Origin of the sequence: Promicromonospora soli (genome assembly GCF_014653785.1) — a bacterium.
Taxonomy (GTDB): Bacteria; Actinomycetota; Actinomycetes; order Actinomycetales; family Cellulomonadaceae; genus Promicromonospora; species Promicromonospora soli.
Window position 1 is genome coordinate 1 of the sequence record NZ_BNAS01000008.1, and the last position, 23,436, is coordinate 23,436.

At 68.5% G+C, this 23,436-nt stretch carries 21 protein-coding genes; 16 read left to right on the top strand and 5 right to left on the bottom strand.

What is annotated here, in order from left to right:
- The 6 genes from IE250_RS21120 to IE250_RS24910 form a co-directional block, all read left to right on the top strand.
- Window positions 1–388 (top strand): DUF7008 domain-containing protein (locus IE250_RS21120; RefSeq protein ID WP_229872659.1); only part of this gene is annotated, 388 nt, incomplete at its 5' end.
- An 82-nt stretch (window positions 389–470) separates the two neighbouring features.
- Window positions 471–4,259, top strand: coding sequence for a DUF6079 family protein (locus tag IE250_RS21125; RefSeq protein WP_189671295.1), 3,789 nt, complete (start codon window positions 471–473; stop codon window positions 4,257–4,259).
- Window positions 4,244–6,940: a BREX-2 system phosphatase PglZ gene (pglZ, locus tag IE250_RS21130; protein ID WP_229872660.1), complete on the top strand. Its 2,697-nt coding sequence runs from the start codon at window positions 4,244–4,246 to the stop codon at window positions 6,938–6,940. The genes IE250_RS21125 and pglZ overlap by 16 nt, the downstream gene beginning before the upstream one ends.
- Window positions 6,941–7,021: 81 nt before the next feature.
- Complete coding sequence (brxD, locus tag IE250_RS21135) at window positions 7,022–8,365, top strand: BREX system ATP-binding protein BrxD (protein WP_189671297.1); 1,344 nt, start codon at window positions 7,022–7,024, stop codon at window positions 8,363–8,365.
- Window positions 8,366–8,395: 30 nt separating this feature from the next.
- Window positions 8,396–10,501, top strand: a complete 2,106-nt coding sequence (locus tag IE250_RS21140; RefSeq protein ID WP_189671298.1) for a DEAD/DEAH box helicase — start codon at window positions 8,396–8,398, stop codon at window positions 10,499–10,501.
- Between the two features lie 29 nt (window positions 10,502–10,530).
- Window positions 10,531–10,659 (top strand): nucleoside triphosphate pyrophosphohydrolase family protein, encoded by a 129-nt coding sequence (locus IE250_RS24910; protein ID WP_268247856.1) that lies wholly within the window; start codon window positions 10,531–10,533, stop codon window positions 10,657–10,659.
- Window positions 10,660–10,914: 255 nt separating this feature from the next.
- Here IE250_RS24910 and IE250_RS21145 read toward each other — a convergent pair whose 3' ends face one another.
- Window positions 10,915–11,649 (bottom strand): 8-oxoguanine DNA glycosylase OGG fold protein, encoded by a 735-nt coding sequence (locus IE250_RS21145; RefSeq protein ID WP_189671299.1) that lies wholly within the window; start codon window positions 11,647–11,649, stop codon window positions 10,915–10,917.
- Between the two features lie 72 nt (window positions 11,650–11,721).
- On the opposite strand from IE250_RS21145, the gene IE250_RS21150 reads away from it, so the two are divergent.
- Entirely contained in the window at window positions 11,722–12,243 is a 522-nt protein-coding gene (locus tag IE250_RS21150) for a hypothetical protein (protein ID WP_189671300.1), read from the top strand.
- A gap of 261 nt (window positions 12,244–12,504) precedes the next feature.
- On the opposite strand, the gene IE250_RS21155 is transcribed toward IE250_RS21150, so the two are convergent.
- Entirely contained in the window at window positions 12,505–12,927 is a 423-nt protein-coding gene (locus IE250_RS21155) for a nuclear transport factor 2 family protein (RefSeq protein ID WP_189671301.1), read from the bottom strand.
- A 403-nt stretch (window positions 12,928–13,330) separates the two neighbouring features.
- Window positions 13,331–13,915: an NAD-dependent epimerase/dehydratase family protein gene (locus IE250_RS21160; RefSeq protein WP_189671302.1), complete on the bottom strand. Its 585-nt coding sequence runs from the start codon at window positions 13,913–13,915 to the stop codon at window positions 13,331–13,333.
- 143 nt (window positions 13,916–14,058) lie between these two features.
- Here IE250_RS21160 and IE250_RS21165 point away from each other — a divergent pair, with 143 nt between their 5' ends.
- Entirely contained in the window at window positions 14,059–14,712 is a 654-nt protein-coding gene (locus IE250_RS21165) for a DedA family protein (RefSeq protein WP_189671303.1), read from the top strand.
- 3 nt (window positions 14,713–14,715) lie between these two features.
- On the opposite strand, the gene IE250_RS21170 is transcribed toward IE250_RS21165, so the two are convergent.
- Window positions 14,716–15,342: a TetR family transcriptional regulator gene (locus IE250_RS21170; RefSeq protein WP_189671304.1), complete on the bottom strand. Its 627-nt coding sequence runs from the start codon at window positions 15,340–15,342 to the stop codon at window positions 14,716–14,718.
- Window positions 15,343–15,396: 54 nt separating this feature from the next.
- On the opposite strand from IE250_RS21170, the gene IE250_RS21175 reads away from it, so the two are divergent.
- From IE250_RS21175 to IE250_RS21210, 8 genes are read left to right on the top strand one after another with little or no spacing between them, the layout of a single operon-like run.
- Entirely contained in the window at window positions 15,397–16,026 is a 630-nt protein-coding gene (locus tag IE250_RS21175; protein WP_229872662.1) for a biotin transporter BioY, read from the top strand.
- Window positions 16,023–17,159, top strand: coding sequence for a class I adenylate-forming enzyme family protein (locus IE250_RS21180; protein ID WP_189671306.1), 1,137 nt, complete (start codon window positions 16,023–16,025; stop codon window positions 17,157–17,159). The genes IE250_RS21175 and IE250_RS21180 overlap by 4 nt, the downstream gene beginning before the upstream one ends.
- Entirely contained in the window at window positions 17,149–18,276 is a 1,128-nt protein-coding gene (locus IE250_RS21185) for a thiolase family protein (RefSeq protein ID WP_229872663.1), read from the top strand. Before IE250_RS21180 ends, IE250_RS21185 begins: the two co-directional genes overlap by 11 nt.
- Entirely contained in the window at window positions 18,273–18,959 is a 687-nt protein-coding gene (locus tag IE250_RS21190; RefSeq protein ID WP_189671307.1) for an energy-coupling factor ABC transporter ATP-binding protein, read from the top strand. The genes IE250_RS21185 and IE250_RS21190 overlap by 4 nt, the downstream gene beginning before the upstream one ends.
- On the top strand, window positions 18,953–19,549 hold the full coding sequence (locus IE250_RS21195) for a CbiQ family ECF transporter T component (RefSeq protein ID WP_189671308.1): 597 nt from the start codon (window positions 18,953–18,955) through the stop codon (window positions 19,547–19,549). Before IE250_RS21190 ends, IE250_RS21195 begins: the two co-directional genes overlap by 7 nt.
- Window positions 19,546–19,857: a CHY zinc finger protein gene (locus IE250_RS21200; RefSeq protein ID WP_189671309.1), complete on the top strand. Its 312-nt coding sequence runs from the start codon at window positions 19,546–19,548 to the stop codon at window positions 19,855–19,857. Before IE250_RS21195 ends, IE250_RS21200 begins: the two co-directional genes overlap by 4 nt.
- Before the next feature lie 27 nt (window positions 19,858–19,884).
- Window positions 19,885–21,339 carry a serine hydrolase domain-containing protein gene (locus IE250_RS21205; protein WP_189671310.1) on the top strand — a complete coding sequence of 485 codons (1,455 nt, stop codon included), beginning with the start codon at window positions 19,885–19,887 and terminating at the stop codon, window positions 21,337–21,339.
- 11 nt (window positions 21,340–21,350) lie between these two features.
- Window positions 21,351–21,560, top strand: coding sequence for a hypothetical protein (locus IE250_RS21210; protein WP_189671311.1), 210 nt, complete (start codon window positions 21,351–21,353; stop codon window positions 21,558–21,560).
- 363 nt (window positions 21,561–21,923) lie between these two features.
- Here the strand turns inward: IE250_RS21210 and IE250_RS21215 are convergent, their stop codons facing one another.
- A complete protein-coding gene (locus IE250_RS21215) occupies window positions 21,924–23,396 on the bottom strand; it encodes a family 43 glycosylhydrolase (protein WP_229872664.1) in 1,473 nt (490 codons plus the stop codon).
- Window positions 23,397–23,436: the final 40 nt, after the last annotated feature.

A 23,436-nucleotide genomic window follows, 5' to 3' on the forward strand; every position in this document is an offset into this window, starting at 1 on the left:
CTGGAAGGCGCGCGGCAAGCTCGACGTGCCCAAGGAGCGGTTCGTCGCGTACCCGGACGTGCGGCACGAGGGCGACCCGACGGTCCTGCTGGGATGGGCTGGTTGGTCGCACCGCGACCAGGCGCTGGCCCTGGCACGGGAGATCCTGGCGCAGCTGTCGCGTGGTGCTCCGGACGAGGCCGTGGTGCCGTTGGTCGCGGGTTTGGTGGAGCTGGAGCCGTGGGTGGCGCAGTGGCACTCGGAGATCGAGCCGGCGTTCGGCACGAGCGCGGCCGCCGTGGTCTCCGGGACGATCGACCAGCACCTGTCCCGCCTCGAGATGACGCGGGATCAGGTCACGGCGTGGACGCCCGAACCGACTAAACGGGGGCGTAGGGCCAACGCATGACCGCGCTTGTCGAAGCACGTTCACCCGACTGGCATGCGTCCGATCGACCGCCCGGGCAACAGTCGATAGTTAGGCTCCAACCATGCAGGTGAACAGCCTCGCCCTCCCGTTGCGGGACGCGATCTCGATTCCCGAAGCAGTCCACGACGATGACTTCGTCTTACGCATCCACGAGGCGCAGGAGGCCGCCGAACAGACCCTGCGCGACTACGTCGTGACAGACTCGATTGCGCGCGCTTTCGACTCGGGACTGACACTCGTCGGATCGACTCTCAAGGGTGGCGCAGCGAAGGGTGCGTTCGTCCACGGGTCGTTCGGTGCTGGCAAGTCGCACTACATGGCGATCATGGAGCTTCTACTTACTGGCAACTCGGTGGCGAAGGCACTGCCAGGGCTGCAGTCGACGGTCGCCAAGCACTCGGCCGTCCTCGACCGGAAGCTCCTTACGGTGGACTACCACCTGTTGGGCGCGGGCTCGTTCGAGGAGGCACTGTTTTCCGGGTACCTCACCGCGGTGAAGACCAAGCATCCCGATGCTCCGGTCCCGGTGTTGCACCGATCGGATGCGCTGCTCGACAACGCAGACAGCCTCCGTGCACAAATGGGCGACGAGGCGTTTTTCGCCGGCCTCGACGGGGTTGCACCGGTGTCGTCAGGCTGGGGAGCACGCGCATCGTCGGGTGTCACCCCGGCTCAGTATGAAGCGGCGCGCGGCAAGGCTGCAGGGGACAGCGACCGGCAGAAGGTCGTGGCGGCGCTTGTAGCCTCCTACTTCCCGGCGTTCGAGCAGACCGGCACGTGGCTCGACATGACTACTGGTCTCCAGGCCATGACGGCGCACGCGAAGGACCTGGGCTACGACGGGATCGTGCTGTTCCTGGACGAGCTTGTCCTGTGGTTGGCCGGTCATCTACGGGACACCACGTTCATCTCGAACGAAACCTCCAAGGTCGCCAAGCTCGTGGAGACAGGGACAGGCAAGCTCGCTGTGCCGCTCGTGTCGTTCGTGGCCCGGCAGCGCAACCTCTCCGACTTCCTGGGCGGCGGCTCCGTGGGCGCCGAGCAGATGGCTCTTGCCGATTCCTTCCAGTGGTGGGAGGACCGCTTCGACGCGATCACGCTGGCGGCGGCGGACCTGCCGCATATCGTGCACAAGCGCCTCCTGCAGCCGCGCAGCGAGGAGGCCAAGGAGGCGCTAACTGCCGCCGTCGGGCGCGTGCGGGCGAACCCGGCCGCATGGCAGCACCTGCTTCGTGGTGAGGCCGGATCCAGGGGCGGCGACTTCGAGCAGGTCTACCCGTTCTCGCCAGCACTGGTGGACGCGCTGGTGGCGCTGTCGTCGATCATGCAGCGCGAGCGCACAGCGCTCAAGACAATGACGGACCTGCTGGTCCGTGGGCGCGACGAACTGACCGTGGGCGACGTGATCCCCGCGGGCGACCTCTTCGACGTGATCGTGCTGGGCGAGGCCACGCCGACGTCGGAAGACATGCAGCAGCTGTTCCGCTCCGCGCGGGCGTTCTTCGCCATGAAGATGCAGCCGTGGCTCCTGGTCAAGCACAACCTGACGGAGCAGGAGGCCGACGGGCTTCCCCGGGACCACCAGTACCGACGCGAAGAGCGATTGGCCAAGACGCTGTTGGTCGCAGCGATCGCGCCCGGCACAGCCTCGCTCAAGGACCTCACGGCCTCGCGGCTCGCTGCTCTGAACTTCGGGGACGTGGTCGCCATGCTCCCCGGCATGGAAGCGGGCCAGGTTGCGACACTGGCCAAACAGTGGGCAGCCGAGTTCGGCGAGATCACCGTGGGTGCTGGTGGCGACCCGATCATCACGCTGCAGCTGACAGGTGTGGACCTCGACGCGATCGTCTCTCAGGTCGACGGCGAGGACCGGGACGAGAACCGTCGCACCCTGTTGCGTCGCATGCTTGCCGAGCAGATCGGCGCAGCCGAGACCGGTCGTCTGGGTGGTACTGGATACGAGCTGAACCACGTCTGGCGCGGGCAGAAGCGCACGGTGGACGTCGCCTTTGGCAACCTACGCGACACCTCCAGCGTGCGCGTGGAGACGCTGCGTGCCGCCGACGACCGCTGGCGGCTGATCATCGACTTCCCGTTCGACGAAGGCCACGCACCTGCCGACGACGTTGAGCGCCTGCGCCGCGAGAAGATCGACGGTTTGGATACCGAGACGGTCGCCTGGCTGCCACACTTCCTGTCGGCACAGCGGATGTCCGACGTCGGCAAGCTGGTCAAGCTCGACTTCCTGCTGACGGGCAGCCGGTTCGACCAGTACTCGCAGAACCTCCCTCTGGCCGAGCGGGAGCCGGCTAGGCGGCAGCTCACCAACCAGCGCGACTCGTTGCGGGAACAGGTCGTGGCGTCGCTACGGCAGGCGTACGGCATCGACGCGGACAACGGCGACCACCTGGGGCAGCGGCTTCAGGAGGGAAACACCTTCATGTCGCTGGCCAGCGACTACGACCCCCTGAAGCCGAACGTGCCGTCGATGCGGCAGGCGGTGACCGACCTGCTCGGCGGCGCCCTGACGTCGCGCTATCCCAAGCACCCGACCGTGGACCGCGGTGAGGAAGAGGTCAAGCGCGGCGAGCTGTCTGCAGTCCTTGAGGTCGCGCGTCGTGCTGTCGCGCTGCCCAACGGGCGCTTCGAGGGCGTAGACCGCGCGACCCAGGGCAAGATCCGGCGTGTCGTGGAGGCCTTTGGTGTGGGTCGGCTGTCCGAGTCCACCTATGTGCTGGACGCGGTCCACTTTCAGTGGACCGACGCCTTCGTCAAAGCAGGCGCTTCTGGTGATGTCACGGTAGGCGCACTGCGCGAGGCACTGAAGACGTTCGGCATGACGCGTGACGTCGAGGATCTTCTGGTGCTGGCCTGGGCAGCCTTAGCAGACCGGCAATGGTTCAGGTATGAGAGCCCGACGGCGACGCCACCGCTCGGGTCGCTCACCGATGACATGGTGTTGCATGAGCCGGTGCTGCCGACGCCTGATGAGTGGGAGCGCGCTCGAGCGCGGTCCAAGGCGCTGTTCGGGTTTGGTGCCAACGAGCACACGCTGTCCCTGGCCGCCGTTGGCCGGCTGGGCCAGGTGGGTGCCCGGTTCAAAGAAGCGATCCACAGCACCCGCCAGCTCGTTGATTCCCTCGACCAGCACGCGGCGCTGCTTGGGCTGAGCGACGTCTCCCCGCGGCTGTCGTTCGCTCGTCGTGCCTACGAGCTGTGCGAGACGGTCGCAGCCGGTTCCAACGACGTCGAGCGGCTGCGACTGCTGGCCGACGCTGACCTACCGGCCGAGCTCGAGCCGATGGCCAGCACGATCGCTACGGCGAGCGAGGTCTCCGCGGCAATCCAGGGTGCGGATTGGGCGTTGATCGAGCAGCTTCCCCTACTGGGCGATGCGAAGGCCGATGCTGCCCTCACGGCGCTCCGGCAGGCCGCCGGCCACGTCGAGCAGCATGCATCGCTCCGGACGGCTCTGGCGAAGGCAGCTCAAGGGGTCACCCGGATCCTGGTCGCGCGCAAGCCCGTAGTGGACCAGGAGGCCGAGGCACGCCGGCTGGCAGCGGAAGAGGCTGCACGCAAGACCCGAGAAGTGGAAGAGCGGCGGGCGGCGGACGAGCGCCAGCGGCGGCTCGACGAGGAGGAAGAGCGGCTCCGCAGGGCCCGCGTGGAATTCGAAGGGCAGCAGGCCGAGCTGCGCAAGCAGCAGGAGGAGCTCACCAAGCGGACGCGTGGCGAGTCTCGTTCGCTCCGGAGGGCCGCCGACATCGAGGACGTTGCGCAGTCTCTGGCGGTTGAGTTCACCAAGCCGGTGGCCGGCAAGAAGCTCACCGTCTCGTGGAGGTGGGAGTGACAGTGACAGCCGGGACGGTACGCACCGTCGTCGTCTCTCCGGCGATGGTGCGGCAGAAGGCTGCCGCTCTCCTCAAGGCGGAAGCGCAGGTGCTTGTCCTGAGGGCCAGACCGGAGTGGCCGCATGGCGACCTGGTCGTTGACGGCCGGACGGTGCGGATAGTGGAAGGCATTTCTCAGCTTGCCATCCTCGACGCCTACGAGAACCTCGGTGAGCACGACAAGCTCGTCGTGCTCACCGACCGCACGCGAGAGGATCTGGGCGAGAGCGTCCTGGTGCGGGCCCACAGGCAGCAGGTCGACCAACCTGACGAGTGGGCCGCGGTCCCGGGGCTCTTCGTCGGTGCGCACGAGGTCAGCAGCGAGTTGCGGCGTCGCAAATGGGTTGCAACAGCTCTGCTTGACCACGAGCCCACGGCGGGTTGGCCGGCTTCGGCCGAGCCCGCGCTGACCGCGCAGCACGCACTCGGTTCCCTTCTGGCGCACCTGCTGCGGCTCGACCCAGCCACCGATCTGGACAGCGTCCTGTTGCTCACCGGTCTCGGGCGCCGCGAGGTTCGCGCCGCGTGGGCAGAGATCGACGAGGTCCTGCGCGGCCACTTGATCGACTGGGCGGGAGACGACCTCGGAGTGGGTGCCGCCTTCGCGCTGCAGGTGGCGCAACGGACCGAACATGTCGCACCGCTCTCGGTGGCGCTGGCCATGGATGTGCTGTGGCCAGAGAACGGAGGCGACCCGTCGGCGGAGCAGCTCGCTGCACGTGTTCGGGTGGAGCGGTATGTGGACGGTCGTACTGTCGCAGAAACGCAGGCGAAGGCCGTGGCGCGTCTCGCCAGGACTGCCATGCTCCGGCTGGGCACGGACAATGCCCCCGAGGCTGCCGGAGCACTCCGGCAGGCGGAGGTGTTGCTGAGCGACCTCGGCTGGCCCGAGGGTGCCCGCGAGTCCACTGTGCTGCGACCTGGGCTTCAGGTCCGGCTCGAAGCACTGGGGACCGCGCTCGATGCAGGGACCGGCTTTGAAGAGGCACTGACGCGAGTCCGCGAACACCGCGATGGGCGCGATCTTGATGCTCCAGAGATGGCGGTCCGGCTCGCCCGATGGCTTGCCGCACCGGAGGCCAGCACCGCAAACCTGGCCGAAGACCTGGGCCGCCAGATGGACGACGGGGCATGGGCCGATGCCGCCCTCGGAGTTCTGTGGACCGGAGCGGATGAGCCAGTAGTCGGCGCCGCGTACCGACGGCTGATCGAGAGGGTGCGTGGACGCCGTCGGGCTCGAGACGAGATCGCTGGGGGTCGCCTGGGCGAGGTTGCGCCTGTGGAAGTTGCGAGCTCTGGTGTGCTGGGCTCAGTCGCGCTGGGCGTGGAGGGCCTGCTCCGTGGCGTGGTCGGCCCGTGGAAGGGCGGTCGGGGTGTCCTTCTTGTCGTGCTCGACGGAATGAGTGCGGCGATCGCCACACAGCTGGCCGGCGAAGTAGCAAGGATCGGAATGGCCGAGTGGGTGCCGAGTAGCACTCGTCGGCGGCTGGCACTGGCAGCGGCGTTGCCCTCGCTCACCGAGGTCTCGCGGACGACGCTGTTCTCCGGTGCTGTCCGGTCCGGCGACGCTGCGATCGAGAAGTCGGCTCTTGCGGCTGCCTTCCCGGGGTCGGTCGCGTTCCACAAGGGCGAACTGCGAGCCGAGGGCGGCCTGGCGTTGGCGGCTCCCGTTGCACAGGCAGTCACCGACCCGAAGGTGCCCGTGGTCGGCGTCGTGATCAACGCGATCGACGACGCAGCACACAAGAACGACACTTCCTCGACCACGTGGGATTTGCGGCAGCTTGCGCCGCTGCGAGCGCTGCTGGAGGCAGCTTGGCAGGCAGGTAGGGCAGTCGTGATCACCTCCGACCACGGTCACGTGGTCGAGCGGGGTACCACTGCGCGTCCAGAAGGCGGTGCGGATTCGCGATGGCGGCTCGCTACCTCTGGGCCGGTTGGCGACGGCGAGGTGCAGGTGAGTGGGCCACGCGTCGTCGGACCCGACGACGGCGTCGTTCTGCTCTGGCGCGATGACCTTCGGTACGGGCGGACTCATGCTGGGTACCACGGCGGCGCATCACTGGCGGAGATCACCGTGCCGGTTCTCGTCTTCCAGGACGTGAATACGAGTGGCGGAGCTAAGGGCTGGGAGCCTGCCCCGGTGCAGACCCCGGGCTGGTGGACCACTCCGGTTGAGGGGCCCGCAGCGCCCGCTGACGCGACGCCGGTAAAGGGCCAGCGGGGCCGAAAGAAGTCAGCTCGCGCCACGGATCTCTTCTTCAGCGACAACCAGGACGCACTGTTCGACATCGCGGAGCCGACCCATGCGCCGGGCGGAAAGCCCGGTGCCGATCTGGTGGACCAGATCCTGGCGTCAGAGACGTATGCCGAGCAGCGCGAGGGCGCCGGCCGTTTCGTGGTGGACGACTCGGTAACGGCGGCGGTGCTGCGAGTGCTTCTGGCGCACCATGGCCGTGCGCATCGCGACGCCGTTGCGGCGGCCGCCGAGGTGGCCGCGACCACCGTCGATCAGATGCTGTCGGTGCTCAAGCGGCTGTTGAACGTCGACGGATACTCGGTTCTCTCGACGGAGGACGGCGGCGAGACGGTGCGGCTCGACGTGGCGATGCTGCGGGAACAGTTCGGAGTTGAGCAATGACCGGGCCGTGCCTCAGATGCCGCGGTTCCGCGCCATGCCACGATGAGTGGGTAACGCCCCGATCCTGAGGAGCCTGTCTGCATGACTTCCCGCGCTGTCCGCATGAGCCCGCGTCGTCGTCGAGAAGTCATCGACGCGTTGCGCCGCGGAACGGTTCCGCAGCAAGGGCTCGACATCCTTGCGGTGGGGCTGGGGAGGTTCGAAGCGACGATCGACGACGAGCTGTCCTCGGTCAAGGGTGGTGGCGCACAGTTCAAGGCGGTCCGCGGCGAGTATGGCTCCGGCAAGACCTTCTTCGCTCGCTGGCTCACGGAGCGTGCTAGGAAGAGCGGGTTCGTGACCGCGGAGGTGCAGGTCTCCGAGACCGAGACACCACTTCACAAGCTTGAGACGGTCTACCGGCGGGTGATCGAGAGCCTGTCGACGTCGTCCACTCCGACGAGTGCCTTCCGGGACGTGATCGACGGATGGCTGTTCGTTCTTGATCGCGAAGTCCGCGAGTCCGGCGCATCGACGACGAGCGCCGTAGAAGCGGGCACCGAGAAGCTGCTCGAGAAGCGGCTCGAGTCCGTGTCGAGGGAGGCTCCGGCATTCGCCGCTGTTCTTCGTGCCTATCGGCGCGCCGTTGCGGATGGCGACCGGGCTCATGCAGACGCCCTCCTTGCGTGGCTTGCCGGCCAGCCCCACGTGGGCGCAGCGGCCAAGCGGTCGGCCGGCGTCAAGGGCGACCTTGATCATTTCGGCGCGCTCGGGTTCCTGCAGGGCCTGCTGACCGTTCTGCGTGACTCGGACTATGCCGGTCTCATCCTGGTGCTCGACGAGGTCGAGACCCTGCAGCGGATGCGGTCCGACGTCAGGGAGAAGTCGCTGAATGCACTGCGTCAGCTCATGGACGAGATCGATGCTGGTCGCTTTCCCGGTCTGTATCTGGTGCTGACGGGAACACCGGCGTTCTTCACCGGAACGAACGGCGTTCAGCGGCTCGCACCTCTGGCGCAGCGGCTGGAGACCGACTTCGCGACCGACGCCCGTTTCGACAATCCCCGTGCTCCGCAGATCCGGCTGCACGGCTTTACCGGTGATTCGCTCGTCGAGCTCGGTATTCGGGTTCGTGACATCTTCGCTACGGGATCGAAGGCAGCCGATCGGATCGAGGTCCTGGTCGATGATGAATATGTCGCCACGCTTGGGTCCGCCGTTACTGGTGAGCTGGGTGGCAAGGTTGGCGTAGCGCCGCGCGTGTTCCTCAAGAAGCTGGTCGCGGACGTGCTCGATCGCGTGGACCAATTCGAAGCCTTCGACCCACGTCGCGACTACGCGCTCACCGTGGGCGCGTCGGAACTTACCGAGTCCGAGCTGGAAGCGCGAAGCCTGGGCCGTCCACTAGCTGCGACATCGATCGACGACATCGACCTGAAGTTCTGAGCGACCTCGACGGACGGCGGTGAGACCGTAGTGGCAGGAGTTTCCGGCCTGGACGAGGCGCTTGAGTACCACCTGGTCAACTCCTTGGGGTGGCCCGCCCTGCGACCTCTGCAGCGTGACGCGGTGAAGCCCGTCCGGTCGGGCGCGGACTGTGTGCTCCTGGCGCCGACTGCCGGCGGAAAGACCGAGGCGGCGACCTTCCCGCTGCTGTCCGAGATGGCAAAACAGAACTGGCAGGGCCTGTCGGTCCTGTACGTCACGCCGCTGCGGGCTCTCCTGAACAACCTCTACCCGCGCGTCGAGCGTTACGCGGGATGGCTGGGGCGGACGGTTGGGCTCTGGCACGGCGACGTCAGCCAAGCCGCTCGCCGACGGATGCGGGCAGAGCCGCCCGACATTCTGCTGACCACTCCCGAGTCACTCGAGGCGATGCTTGTCTCCGGTGCCACGGAAAATCGAACGTTCTTCTCCGGTGTGCGGGCGGTGGTGATCGACGAGCTGCATGCCTTTGCGGGATCTGATCGGGGATGGCACCTGCTAGCTGTGCTCGAGCGGTTGCAGAGGATCGCTGCCCGCGACGTCCAGCGGATCGGGTTGTCCGCCACCGTGGGCAACCCCTCCGAGATCGGCACATGGATGCAGGGTTCCGGCGCTGCGGCGCGTGAGGTCCAGGTGATTGCTGAGCAACCTGCACCGGGCGCACCTGAGCCCGAGGTTCTGCTCGACTTCGTTGGCTCTGTTTCGAATGCTGCGCGAGTGGTTGCTGCGCTGTACCGGGGCGAGAAGAGGCTCGTGTTCTGTGAGTCGCGACGAACGGCTGAGGAAGTCGCATACGAGCTGCGTGAGATGGGCGTGCAGACATTCGTCTCGCACTCGTCTCTCTCGGCGGAGGAACGCCGGCTGTCCGAGCAGGCGTTCGCCGAGGCGCACGACGTCGTGATTGTGGCTACCTCTACCCTTGAGCTCGGCGTCGACATCGGTGACCTGGATCGAGTGATCCAGATCGACGCGCCACGCAGCGTGGCTTCGTTCCTCCAGCGTCTTGGCCGCACCGGAAGACGTCCGAGGACGGTACGCAACGCCCTGTTCCTGGCGACGTCGTCGGACACGTTCCTAGAGGCCGCAGGGCTCCTGCTGCTGTGGCGGCGTGGGTACGTGGAACCGGTGCGCCCGTCGCCGCACCCCCGACACCTGGCCGCGCAGCAACTTTTGGCGCTCTCGCTGCAGGAAGGCGCCTACGGCGCTTCGACCTGGCGCGACTGGTGGGGATCGCTGTCCTTGATGGACGACGGCGAGGAAGTCCTTGCCTACCTTCGTGGGGCCGGATTCCTCGTGGACGACGGCGGTCTGCTGATGGTCGGGCCTGCGGCTGAGAAGGCTTTCGGCCGTCGGCACTTCATGGACCTGCTGAGCTCGTTCACGGCGGAGAAGGAACTTCGGGTCCTGCACGGGAACAAGGAGCTCGGCTTCATCTCGCCGTTGGCACTTCCGCGCAGCGTGACCGACCCGGGTGATCGGAGCGAGCGGAAGCCGATCCTGATCAACGGCCGTGCCTGGTGGGTGGAGGCCGTGGACTGGAAGGCGTTCGAGGTCGCGGTGACTCCCGTTGGGGAGAAGGGCGACGTGAAGTGGCACTCCGACCCGATCGCGTACTCGTTCGAGATGATGCGCGCCCAGAGGGAGGTATTGCTGGGGGCGGATCCGGACGTGCCGCTGTCGCGGCGTGCTGAGGAGCGGTTGGTGGCAGTGCGGGAAGAGCACCGTGAGGCAGTGGCCCAGGACTCCTTCGTCATTGAAGCAAGAGGGCACGACGTCGTCTGGTGGACCTGGGCTGGTCTACGGGCCAATGAGACACTCCGGGCCGCGCTAGGTGGGCCGGAAGGCAAGTCAGACAACCGGAACCTGGTGGTGCGAGGAGCCGATTCAATCAGGAGACTGCGGGATGAGGACCTTGACGGTGCCGTGCCCTATGTTCCAGTCGAGATGGTCGAGACGCTGAAGTTCTCCGCTGCGCTCCCGCCGGCGATGGCGGTGCGGACGTTAGCGGAGAGGTTCGCGGACCGTACTGGAGCCCGGGCAACGGTCGCGGGTACCAACAGCCCGGGGCGCCGCACCATGGAGTCTGGTGGCGCGTGACGGCGCGTGGCCCCGGCACAATCAACCCCATGAACGACGACGCCACGATCGAGTCCGTACGGGACCGGCTCCGCGAGTTCGCTGTCGCGCGGGACTGGGGCCAGTTCCACACACCGAAGAACCTCGCGATCGCGCCGCCGCCGCAGACCATGTCCTGATTGCATGAATCGCCCGTGTGCTGCGCGGTCTCAAGCGACTGACCTGCATGGACTCGCCCTGCCCACGCGGCACCGACGGACTTCCGTTTCCGACAAGCGGACAGGTCCCCGCAGCACGTTCATTCGTGCTGCTCAGGGGACGTTCTTGTCTTCGGGGAGCGGTTCGCGGACCGGGACGGGGCCTTGGCAGTCGTGCGATCCGTAGAGGCCTGAGACGAACGTACGACATCTAAATGCCGAGCGGTCCCGGCTTTTTCACCCAGCCTGGTTGAACAGGGCGCGCTCGATCTGGTCGGGCGCGACATGCGTGGCTGACGTGGTGAGTTCATCGGCCCAACGCGCGAGTAGCTCGCAGTATGCGACGTAAGTGGCGGTGTACCAGTTCGCGCGCCGGGGCGGCAGGCTACTCCAGCCCGCGTGGTGGAGGCTTATTGCAACACGCTCATCGAGAATGACGCAGGGATGTGACGCTGCACCGTTCCCCGCGAAGTAGAGGTACTTGGTGAAGAACGACGGGCCTAGGTAGGGGATCGCGGCCTTCCCGGGCCGGATCAGCGTGCGGTACGCGTCAGCAGTGTTACCGGACCGTGCATGTTCCGCCGACTGCCGAAGCAGTGCGACGTTCGCTCGCGCCTCAGCCGGGTCGGCGAACGCGGCGATGCGTCGACCGTTGTTCCGGACCTTCGGCCCTGAGCCCCAGGCCAGGATGTGCCACAGCAGATTCAGGTAGGCGTCATCATCAGTATCTGGCCCGACTGCGGTGGCAAGGCCAAACAGCGACCCACGTGTCAGCTGAAGCTCACCGGAACCGTTCGGATCCGACGTGACACTGAACCGGCCGAGCCCAGAGTCAGTCAGCGTTCGGTTCCACCAGGGCAGGGCCAGCCTCGAAGCTGCCGGCCCGTGGCCGAGGATGTCGGTCTTCCGGTCGCTCACCGCAGCAGCGACGTCAGCAGGGAGTTGCAGGTCGGCGGGCGGAACGGGTGCCATCTCGCGACAGTAGTGGAACGACTCTTGTTCGCGCTTGCGCAAACCCTGGGCGCAAATGGGACGATGCCGCCTATGTTAGACGCCCAGTACGTCACGGACCTAGTCGTAGCCATCGCGACCGTCGCCGCCGCAGTATTCGCAGGAGGGCAGGTGGGCGCGCTCTTGCGTCAACGACGGGCCGAACAACGGCTCGAAATCGAGGCCGTGTCGATCACGTGGCGCCCGACGCAGGCGCCGTATGAGGCCGGCCCCGACGGGAAGGCGCTCTGGAAGTTTGAGATCACCCTGGCGAACCCGGGCCGGATGCCGATCGACAACGTTCGTTGCGCTATCACCTTCGATCGCCCCATAGAGCGCAGGCACTGGGACCGTACCTTCGAGCCTCCGGCAACGTCGATCGAGCTCGGCCAAGCGGTGGTACTTGGCCAGTCGACCCGTGTCTGGGAGAGAACTCTTCGGGCCGATTTCACGCCGGGCATCAGGTTGGATCACCGCATGTCGGCCACCATCATCTTCACCGACATGAATGGCGACGAGCAGACGAACAGGTGGCCTCGAGCCATCGCTGCACCGAGGCCTGCCGACCAGGATTAAGCACCGGATCAACCCACGCTGAGCAGTGCAGATAGACGCCCTAGTACTACAGCCGTAGATCGTGATCCTGGCCCGCGGTGATGCGTCGATAAGGCTCCCGGCGTGCCTCTCGACGGTGCCGTCCTCCTGTGCGCTGAGCAACCTGTCGCCAGCGCCTGGCTCTTCCCTTGTCACTGGACGCCTGCACGTGCGCGATCTGCTGGCGTTGTGTGCGCGGCCATGCCGATCTGCGACGGACTCTGACGCTCACGCGCTGGCCGGCTACCCCGAGTGCGCCTGGCGCCACGAGAGCTGCCCGACCTCAGCCTCGAAGGCAGGTCGGACATCGACCGTGTCGTAGATGATGTGGAGCTCGCTGATCTTCCCGTCCGATCCGAGCGTGGCCACGTCGACGACGTCGAACGGCGCCGCCGCGCCAGAGGGAAGGCGCCAGTCGAAGTGGAACCAGAAGCTCACCGTCGTCTGGCCGTCCTGGTTCTTGCCGCTCATCACAGACTTCAAAGTCAGGTTCGCCTGACTCGTGTCCGCGAACAGCTCCGAGTAGAAGTCCTGGGCTGGTCGGGGGCCGTAGAGCGGTGAGTGGACCACGCCATCGGCCGTGAAGAGACTGACCGCCAGCCCCACATCCGCGGCGCCGAGAGCACGAAGGTAGGTGGCTACGAGCTCATCCGCTGCCGTTTGCACGTCCACAAGGTAACTCAGCCTCGAATCAAGCTCCGGCGGGAGGCTCCATAGCCGGCTGCCATGGAACCGCACGCCCTAACGGCCGAACCGCTGTCCTGAGCTTGCGCCAGCACGCACGCACTGAACCAAAGCGATGCTCGCGCCAGAATCATCATCGACCCATTGCGACGGCCAGCGCGATTCGAGCCGCGCGGCGGACGCGACGGCGCACGGCGCTCCGGGGTGGTATCCGGATCCCGAGCGACCCCGTGGCGCATCGCTGGTGGGATGAGTCAGGTTCGCGGCTGCAACCGGGGCGGCCTACTGCCTGACCTGACCGAACGCCGAGGCGCGGTAGCTCGAATGGGCGCTCCGACGCCAGACACCCCTGGATCAGGAGCGGCACGGAGCCTGGGCAGCTAGGTCAGTCCTCCGGATCAGACAGGACGACAACGCCCGAAGCCGCCTCCAGCAGCGGGACCGTCCGCTGAGCGGCATCGCTCACGTGGATACGTGGGCGCGCGGGCGGCTCCGTCTCGTAGTACGTGCCAGGGCCGTAGAGCTGGCCATAACGAACCACGACGCCGCCCGCCTCCAGTACGGCGGCTTCGTGCCACTCGACGGCGTCGCTCGGTCCCGGCGGCGTCCAGGCAATCGACTGCGCCAGCACCCGCGCCCCACCCGCGGCTCGCGCCGCCGCGAGGAGGTTGGCCGTGCCCTCGGTGCGGATCCGCGAGTTCGCGGCAGCGCGCGCCGGGATCGCGGCGGGGTCGTCGGGCAGATCTGTGAGCTGATGCATCACCAGGTCGGGTCGGGACGCGACGACGGCGGTGGTGAGCGCGTCGACGTCGTACACGTCCACGACGACCGGACTGCCGCCAGCCTCCTCGATCATGCCTGCGCGCTCGGGGGAGCGCGTGGTCCCCGTGACGTCATGGCCGGCAGTGACGAGCAGAGGCAGCAACCGGGCCCCGATCACGCCAGTCGCACCGGCGAGGAAGATGCGCACCGGAGCAACCTATGGGCTGGTCACATCACGGGCAAAGCCCGAACCGGGTAGGTCAACCGTCCAGCGGGTCACCCGGCGCACCCCCACAACCAGGACGGATGAGCTCAGCGCGCCCGCAGCCGCGGCCGCATAGCGTAGTGGGCATGACGACACAGAGCCTCGCCACCACCGTCGCCGACTGGGCCATCGGCCTCATGGAGACGCTCGGCGCACCGGGCGCAGGCGTTGCGATCGCCCTGGAGAACCTGTTCCCGCCCCTGCCGAGCGAGGTGATCCTGCCCCTGGCCGGCTTCACCGCGGCGCAGGGCAGCCTCGTGCTCTGGCACGTCCTCGTGTGGACGACGGCGGGCTCCGTGGTCGGCGCGGTCCTCCTGTACGGGCTGGGGGCGTGGCTGGGGCGCGTCCGGCTGCGCAACATCGTGGACCGAATGCCGCTGGTGAAGCTGGAGGACGTCGACAAGGCCGAGGCCTGGTTCACGCGGTACGGCAGCTGGGCGGTGCTCATCGGCCGGCTCATCCCGATCGTGCGCAGCCTCATCTCGATCCCCGCCGGCGTCGAGCGGATGCCGCTGGGGCGCTTCCTCGCCTTCACGACGCTCGGCTCCGCCGTGTGGAACACGCTGCTCGTCGGCGCCGGGTACCTGCTGGGGGAGCAGTGGCACATCGTCGAGCAGAGCGTCGGGGTGTTCCAGAGGGCAGTGATCCTCGCGATCGTCGTCCTGGTGGCGTGGTGGCTCGTGCGGGCTCTGCGCGGCCGCCAGGACCAGGACACGCCGCGGCACGTGCGCAAGCGCTGAGAATTAGCCGCCCGACGTGTACTGGCGCACCGATACCTCCAGGCCGTCGGCGATCATCGTCAGCGCCTCCCCGAAATCCCCGTCTTCCGCCGGCTGCGCGCTCGCGTCCTCCGGGTTCAGTGACGTGGCCTCGGGCAGCAGCCCGAACGAGTCTGCGGTCAGGCGCTGCTGCTCATGGAACGTGTACCCGACGACGAAGTGCATGACGGCCTCCGCGGCAACCCGCGACAGCGAGTCCGGCACCCCGTCGCGGCGGGTGACCGCCATCAGCTGCGGCCGGATCGGCGAGTCGACGAGCCCGAGTGCGAGCGAGCTCGACACCAGCTCGGCGGCGTCGCGATAGGCGAGAAGGCACTCGCGCAGGCGTGCGCCCAGCTGGCGGACGGCCTCGGACACGGTCATCTCCTCGACGCGCACGTCGTCCATGGGCGCGAGAATCCGCGCACTGACCGCGGCGAGCAGCGTCTGCTTGTTCGGGAAGTGCCAGTACAGGGCACTCGCCTGCACCTCGAGGGCCGTGGCGATATGGCGCATCGTCAGGTCGGGCAGCCCGTACTCGTCCAGGAGGCGGAGGGCCATCTCGGACACGTCGTCGCGGCTGTGCCGCCGTCCGTTTGGGGATCCGCTCATCGCCCCAGTATGGTGCAGAACACCGTTCAGGTGAACACCGTTAAGGAGAAGCTAGTGCGAGACGATCACGGACCACAGCGAAGAGGGCTCGACGCGACCGACCTGGCCCGCGTGGCCGTGTTCGCCGCTCTGGTCGCCGCCCTCGGCCTGCCGGGCAGCTTCAGCGTCTTCGGCGGCGTGCCGATCACGGCGCAGACCTTCGGGGTCATGCTCGCCGGCGCGATTCTCGGACCGCGACTCGGGGCGCTCTCCATGGTCGCGCTGCTCGCCCTCACCGCAGCGGGGCTTCCTCTGCTGGCAGGCGGCCGCGGCGGGATCAGCGTCTTCGTCGGACCGTCCGCCGGCTATCTGATCGGCTGGATCGCGGGGGCGTTCGTCATCGGGCTGATCGTGCACTCGTCCGCTCGCAAGCCGGCGGCGTGGAGAACGGCGCTCGCCATGCTCGTCGGTGGAGTCCTCGTGATCTATGCCTTCGGCATCCCCGTCCAGAGCGTGGTCACCCGGCTGTCGCTCGCGCAGACGGCGATGGCCAGCCTCGTGTTCATCCCCGGCGACCTGGTGAAGGCTGTACTGGCGACGCTCACCGTCAGCACGCTCCTGCGCGCGTATCCCCGCGCGTTCCGGCGGACGTGGCGCTCGAGCGAACGCCAGGAGGTCGACGCCCCGACACCGCCGGCCGGATGACACCGCGCATCGTCGTCGTGTACGGCGCCGCGCACGAGGTGGTCGACCACGTTCGCGCGGTGCGCGCCGCGGGCGACATCCCGCTCGTCGGCGACGGACGCTGGCCCGCGGCGCAACGGGAAGCAGTGCACGATCTTGTCCGCGACGCGCGCCCGCCGCTCGGCGCGGCCTGGGCGTCGCTCACCTCCGGGAGCAGCGGCACGCCACGTGTCGTGCTGCGCACGGCCGCATCCTGGGAGCAGTCGTTTCCCGCCGTCTCCGCGCTCCTGGACCACCCCGCCGCGGCCGAACGGGTGGTCGCCCTGCCCGCGCCGCCGTCGTCCTCGCTCACCCTGTTCTCCGTGGCGCACGCACTGAGCGGCGGCCCGCGTCCCGTGTTCCCGGGGCACGACGGGAGCCTCGCGGAGGCCACCTCGTTCCATGGAACACCGCAGGCGCTGCGCGCACTGCTCGACAGTGGAAAGCTCCCGCGCGTGCAGACGGCGCTCGTCGGCGGCTCCCGTCTGGACGAGGGTGTGCGTGCGCACGCCGAATCCAGAGGTATCCGGGTGATCGCCTACTACGGCGCGGCGGAGCTCTCGTTCGTGGCCGTCGACGACGGCACCGGCCTGCGCCCCTTCCCCGGGGTGGACCTCGACGTGCGCCACGGCGAGCTGTGGGTGCGATCCCCATTCGCGGCCCTCGGTTACCTGGGGGACGGCGGACCTCTTCGAACCGACGGGGCCTGGGCGACGGTCGGCGATCTCGCCGAGCTCGAGACCGGGACCGATACCAGGACGCTGCGGCTGCGCGGTCGCGCGGACGGCGCCATCATCACTGCTTCGGCAACGGTGATCCCCGAGGAGGTCGAAGCCGAGCTCCGTCAGATCCCCGCGATCGCGGACGCCGTCGTCTTCGGATACCCCGCAGCAGGTGTCGGAGCCCTCGTCGCCGCGATGCTGGAACCGGCTCCCGGTTCTCCCAAGATCACCACGGGCTCGCTGCGCAGCATCGTGTCCGCCCGACTGGGCCCAGCACACCGGCCCCGGATCTGGTTCACGGGGGAGCTGCCGCGCACTGCGTCGGGAAAGCCAGCTCGGGCCGAGGTCGTCCGCCGCGCGCTCGCCGGGGAGGTGAGCAGGGTTGCCGGATGAGGCGGTCATCATCGCTGCCCGCCGAACGCCGGTCGGGACCCGCGGGCGGGCACTGGCGTCCCTGAACGTCGAGCAGCTCGCCGCACCCGTCATCCGTGCCGTGCGCGACGACGCCGAGGCCGCGGCCGGGCGCGGGCTCGCGGTCGCCGACGTCGTGCTCGGCAACTGCATGGGCCCCGGCGGCAACCCGGGCCGTGTCTCCGCACTGGCGGCCGGGCTGGGTGTCGAGGTCACAGGCGCGACCGTGGACCGGCAGTGCGGCAGCGGCCTCGCCGCCGTGCTCGACGCTGCGACGGCGATCCGTGCCGGGGACGACCGTCCGCGGATCGCCGGCGGCGTCGAGAGCGCGTCAACGGCTCCGGTCCGGTCCGTCGACGGCGTGCGATACGACCGTGCCGCGTTCACCCCGCAGGGGTGGCCCGACCCGGACATGGTGCAGGCCGCTGAGGACTTGGCCACTGTCGACGGCATCAGCAGGGAACGGCAGGACGCGCACGCCGCACGCAGCCATCGCCGGGCGCGCACCGCCCGCGACGCGGGGCGGTTCGCGGCCGAGCTCGTCCCGGTGGCAGGACTGACCGCCGACGACTCCATCGGGGTAGCCGAGCGGTTGTTGTCCCGGCTGCCTGTCCTGTTCGCGGGCGGCACTCTCACCGCCGGAACGGCCACGCGCATCAGCGACGGAGCCGCGGCGGTCGCCGTTGTGCCGCGCCGGCTCGCGGGCCACGCACCGGGCCTTGCCGTTCGGGGGCATGCTGTGGTCGGCTGCGATCCGGCACTGCCTGGAGTCGGGGCAGCGCCGGCCGTGCAGGCGGCCCTCGACCTCGCTGGAGTCGACATCCGCGACGTTGCGGCGTTCGAGATCGTCGAGGCGTTCGCGTCCCAGTCGTTGGCCGTGCTCGGCCGCCTCGGCATCGACGACGACGACGCGCGCGTGTGCGCCGACGGCGGAGCTCTGGCTCTGGGCCATCCGTGGGGCGCGAGCGGCGCGATCAGCGTGGTGCGACTGTTCGGGCGGCTCGTCCGTGCAGGTGCACCCGCTGGGACGTTCGGTGTTGCGGCAGCGTCCGTGGGCGGCGGAATGGGCGTCGCGGCGGTTGTCGAGGTGATCCGATGAGTGGCATCGCGCTCCAGGGCGTGAGCGTGCGCCTGGGCGATACGGACGTCCTGCGCGACGTCACCCTCTCGTTGGACGCGCGGACGATCGCCGTCGTCGGAGAGAACGGTTCGGGCAAGTCGACGCTCGCGCGCCTGCTCAGCGGCCTGGTCGTCGCGAGTGACGGCACCGTGCGGGTCCTCGGTCTGGACCCGGTGCGTCAGGCCGCAGAGCTGCGCCGCCGCGTCGCGGTGATCTTCAGCAATCCGGACGCGCAGATCGTCATGCCCACCGTGGCGGAGGATGTCGCGTTCTCGCTGCGCACCGAGAAGTCGCCGCGCAGCGAGAAGAACGAGCGAGTCATCGCAGCACTCGACCGGTTCGGCCTCGCCGACCTCGCTGCACGGTCGTCGCACGATCTGTCCGGGGGCCAGAAGCAGCTGCTCGCCCTGTGCGGCGCCTTCGTCCGGCGCCCGGACCTGGTGGTCGCCGACGAGCCGACCGCGTACCTGGATGCGCGCAATGCCCGCCGGGTCGCCGACCACCTGCTCGCGGACACGTCTCATCGACTGGTCCTGGTGACGCACGATCTGGAGCTCGCACAGCGCTGCGAAACGGCGGTGCTCGTCCAGGACGGGACGGTGACCGAGGTCGGGGCACCTGAGCAAGTGATCGCCACGTACGAGGCGGGAATCCCATGGTGACGCTGTACCGGCCCGGGGACGGTCCGTGGCATCGGCTCCGACCGGGACGGAAGACCGCCCTTCTCCTCCTGCTGGTGCTCGGGATCTGTCTGCTGCCGGCGACATGGTGGGCCGCCGGGGTCATGGCCGGTGTCTGTCTCGCGTGCTACGCGATACCGGGCGCGGGGATGCGCGAGCTCGGCCGCCAGCTCGTCGCAACCCGCTGGATGGTCGGCGTGACCCTCATCGGTCAGCTGATCTTCCTCGGGCCGGAGAGTGCCGCGGCGAACACCACCCGGGTCGCCGTGGCCTGCGCGCTCGCCGCGCTGCTTGCGCTGACCACCCCGGCGACCGAGCTGCTGGAGACGTTCGAGCGGGCAATGGGGCCGCTGACATGGCTGCGTCTCGACCCGCGGCGCGTCGCGCTGACGCTCGCACTGACGCTGAGCACGCTGCCCGTGCTCGCCAACCTTGCCCGTGACGTGCGCGAGGCACAGCGCGCCCGCGGCGGCGGGCGGAGCCTTCGACACTTCGCGATGCCGTTCCTGGTCATGGCGCTCAAGCACGCGGACGAGCTCGGCGACGCCCTGACCGCACGCGGTGTGCGATGAAGCCGGTGGTGCTCGGCCCCACGGTCGACGAGCAGACCAGGTGTATCCACTATCGGACGCCGCTGGACATCATCGCGATACGTTTCGCGTGCTGCGGCCAGTACTACCCGTGCCACCTGTGCCACGACCAGACCGCCGACCACCCGTCGCGGCCGTGGCCGGCCGGAGCAGGCGGGCCGGCGGTGCTGTGCGGCGTGTGCTGGACAGAGCTGACCGTCGCGGAGTACCGGGGCGCCGAGCGATGCCCGGCCTGCACAGCCGGGTTCAACCCGCGATGCGCTCGGCATCATTCAATCTACTTCGGATAGTGCGTTCGACCTGACAGAGTCGTCCCCGTGACTGACGACCGCATCGCCCAGACCCTCCGCTCGATCGCCCCCTACCTCGCCGACTGGGCCTCGTTCCAGGCCGCGTACCACGGCATCCCGGGCCTGCAGCTCGCCGTCGGCCGTCGCGGCGAGGTCTTCGTGGACCTGGCGTGGGGCAAGGCCGACGTCGAGACGGGGGAGGACCTCACCAGCGACCACCTGTTCCGCGTCGCGTCCCACTCCAAGACGTTCACCGCCGTCATCGTGATGCAGCTGGTCGAGCGCGGCGAGCTGCGTCTGGACGACCACGTGGGCGACCTCGTGCCGGAGATCGACGGCTCGCGTGCCGCCGGCGTCACCGTCCGCGAGCTGCTCGGCCACCAGGCCGGCATCATCCGCGACTCCTCCGACGGCGACTTCTGGCAGCACCACCGGCCCTTCCTCGACCGCGCCGAGGTGCTGGAGTGCGTCCGCACCGAGGGCGTCGTTTTCGAGCCCAACGAGCACTTCAAGTACACGAACATCGGGTACAGCCTGCTCGGGATCGTCATCGAGCAGGTCACCGGCAAGACGTACGACGAGGTGGCGCGCACCGCCGTCGTCGAACCGCTGGGGCTGACCCGGACCGGGACCGAGCTGGACCCGGCCCGTGCCACCGAGTACGCAGCCGGCCACACCGGCCGCATCGCCCACGGCGACGCACGCCGCGTCATCCCCCACGTCGACACCCGCGCCATGGCCGCCGCCACCGGCTGGTACTCCACCGCGCTGGAGATGGTCCGCTACGGCGCGACGCACGTGTTCGGCGACACCACGCTGATCAGCGACGCGAGTAAGCGGATCATGCAGCGCGAGGAGTCCCGTGTCGTGGTCCGGGGGTCGGAGCACGGCCGGTACGGCGTCGGCATGGCGCTCGCCAAGATCGGCGACCGCGAGGTCGTGGGGCACTCAGGCGGGTACCCCGGCCACATCACCCGCACCTTGATCGATCCGGTCGACGGGCTCGTGGTCTCGTCCCTGACCAACTCCGTCGACGGCGCCGCCGACCAGATCGCCACCGGCGTCATCCAGCTGATCAACCTGGCGCTCAGTGCGGCTGAAGAAGTGGCGGCCGACGAGGTGGCGGCAGCCGCCTCCGGGAAGGGCACCTCCGGGAAGGGCGTCGACGGCGACCCCGTACCGACCGTCCCGGCGGACGCGCCTATCGGGCGCTTCGCCAACCTGTGGGGCGTGTCCGACGTCGTGGACCTCGGCGGGATCCTGCACACCCTCAGCCCGCGCTTCGCGGAGCCGGCCGAGGTCGCGCAGCGGCTCGTCGTGTCCGACGGCCGCCTGGTGCAGGAGCCCGTCCCCGGCTACGGCACGGTGGGGGAGCCTGTCCAGGTGGAGCACGACGCCGACGGCGCGATCACGTCCGTCCGGATCGGCGCGCTGACGGCGTGGCCGGTCGAGGAGTACCGGGCGCGGGTGCTGGGCGGGTAGAAGGGGCCCCCGTGGCCTCGATCGCACTCCTGAAAGTGCGGGCGGCTGTCGCCGACCTTCTCCAGGCCGCACGAAGCTCGGACGAACTCAAGTCGGACTCGAAGGTGGGATCGGCGCGCCGGCAATGGGTGAACGAGATGCGGGAGCGCTCGGCCTTGCCACGACCGCCGATCAGGCCGCAGACGATCGACACTTTCCTTGACGGCCATGTGCGGGCGTGAAAATGTCCGCATTGCGACGCTGGCGCCAGCGTGGCGCGTTCCAAACCCACACAATGAGGTTTTCTCGCCTCGTTTTTCAGCGCGATGATGCGTCCTTGAGGAAGGGGTTGAACGCGGGAGGTCGTCGCGCAGGGCCGTGACCTGCGGGTTCACGGTGTGTCGCGGCCAGGACGCGGGGTCCTGACCGAAAGGATCGGGAATCCGCCAAGACACCCAGTTCCTGGAGCTGGGGCGGCACTGCGGCTTGCGAACGGCGTCGGCCCCGGGTGGGGTCGACGCCGTTCGGCGTCTCAGGTCAGGCGCTGGCGCGCAGTCACTGCTGGTTGTTGCTGTCGTTGCACGGGTAGATGTCTGGTGGGAGGGTCAGTCGACCAGGCGGAACGTGGCGTCCTGGCGGGCGGCGTCGGTGCCGATGGTGTCGATCCGGAGCACGTAGTTCGAGTGCCGGATGTACCGGTCGGGGAAGTTGTACGACTGGAACGAGGACCATCCGGAGCCGGCCAGCCCGGCGACCTGCTTGAACGTCGCGTCACTCTTGAACGTCGAGGACCCGTCGTTCGGGGCGAGCTTCAGCACGTAGTTGTCGTGCCGCAGGTAGTGGCCGGGGTAGTTCTCCGACTCGAACGAGACGTACTCCGAGCCGCTGTTCGCCAGCCCCGTGACGACGCGGAACCTGCCGTCGAGCGCCGGGCTGACGTTCGGGTCGATCCGCACGGCGAAGTTCGCGTGGCGAACGTAGCGGTCCTGGAAGTTGTAGGACTGCAGACGGCGCACCGGGACGGCGCCCGGGTTGTTGTTCTCGCCGGACGGGCCGGCCAGGACCGTGGAGGTCGAGACCGGGACGCCGAGGTTCGGGGTGCCGTCGGGGTTCCAGGAGATCCGCTGCGCTCGGCTGGTGCGGGTGGTGCCGCAACCCTGGGAGGACGAGGAGTTGGCGTGGTAGACGATCCAGTCCTCGGTGCCGTCGGGCGACTTGAAGAAGGAGTGGTGGGCGGGCCCGTACACCCCGTTGGCGTCGCTGCGCTGGAACAGCGGGTTGGACATCTTGGTCCAGTGGCTGCGGTTCGTCGGGTCGGACCCGGTCAGCTCGAGCGCGCCGATCTTGTAGTCCGGCGTCTGGCAGAGGCTTGCCGAGTAGGTGAGGAACGTGCGGCCGCCGCGCTGCAGCACAACTGGGCCCTCGTTGACCGGGTTGCCCTGGGTCTCCCACGAGTGCGTTGGCTGGGAGATCAGCGTGCCGTGGGCGGCGACCGTCCACGGATCCGTCATCCGGGAGATGTACAGGTTCTGGGTGGCTCCCGACTCGAAGTTGCCGTTGTTCGTGAAGGCGGAGAACACGAAGTAGTTCGCGCCGCCCACGGTCATGACGCTGCCGTCGATCGCCCAGCCGTCGTTCGGCATGAGGTTGAGCTTGGCCTTGTAGGTGTACGGACCCATCGGGTCCGAACCCGCGCTCTCGAGCACGTGCTGACGCTGGCCGCCGCAGCACGAGCTGGGGCCGGCCGAGTAGTACAGGTACCACTTGCCGTTCAGCTGGTGCAGGCTCGGGGCCCACATGTTCGACGTCGCGTTGGGCTGCGACATCTGGAACACCTGGGTCTCGGCCGCCGTTTTCAGGCCGGACAGCGTGGACGACTTGCGGATGTAGATGCTCCCGGTCCACGTCGTGGCCGCGTAGTAGTAGTTGCCGTTGTGGTAGCCCAGCCACGGGTCGGCGCTGTTGGGCGTGCCGACGATCGGGTTCTGGAACGTCGGGCCGGGGGCGGCTGTGGCGACCGTGCCCGACACGGTCAAGGGGAGCAGGACCGCCAGCGCCGCTAGAGCGGCAAAGAGCATACGTGCGCCACGTCGTCGACGATGTGGCTGATTTTTACGT

Coding starts and splice junctions, on each gene's coding strand:
- IE250_RS21150 (WP_189671300.1), top strand. CDS start 11,722: ATGTTAGACGCCCAGTACGTCACGGACCTAGTCGTAGCCATCGCGACC.
- IE250_RS21125 (WP_189671295.1), top strand. CDS start 471: ATGCAGGTGAACAGCCTCGCCCTCCCGTTGCGGGACGCGATCTCGATT.
- brxD (WP_189671297.1), top strand. CDS start 7,022: ATGACTTCCCGCGCTGTCCGCATGAGCCCGCGTCGTCGTCGAGAAGTC.
- IE250_RS21200 (WP_189671309.1), top strand. CDS start 19,546: ATGAAGCCGGTGGTGCTCGGCCCCACGGTCGACGAGCAGACCAGGTGT.
- IE250_RS21215 (WP_229872664.1), bottom strand. CDS start 23,396: ATGCTCTTTGCCGCTCTAGCGGCGCTGGCGGTCCTGCTCCCCTTGACC.
- IE250_RS21190 (WP_189671307.1), top strand. CDS start 18,273: ATGAGTGGCATCGCGCTCCAGGGCGTGAGCGTGCGCCTGGGCGATACG.
- IE250_RS21170 (WP_189671304.1), bottom strand. CDS start 15,342: ATGAGCGGATCCCCAAACGGACGGCGGCACAGCCGCGACGACGTGTCC.
- IE250_RS21145 (WP_189671299.1), bottom strand. CDS start 11,649: ATGGCACCCGTTCCGCCCGCCGACCTGCAACTCCCTGCTGACGTCGCT.
- IE250_RS21180 (WP_189671306.1), top strand. CDS start 16,023: ATGACACCGCGCATCGTCGTCGTGTACGGCGCCGCGCACGAGGTGGTC.
- IE250_RS21195 (WP_189671308.1), top strand. CDS start 18,953: ATGGTGACGCTGTACCGGCCCGGGGACGGTCCGTGGCATCGGCTCCGA.
- IE250_RS21165 (WP_189671303.1), top strand. CDS start 14,059: ATGACGACACAGAGCCTCGCCACCACCGTCGCCGACTGGGCCATCGGC.
- IE250_RS24910 (WP_268247856.1), top strand. CDS start 10,531: ATGAACGACGACGCCACGATCGAGTCCGTACGGGACCGGCTCCGCGAG.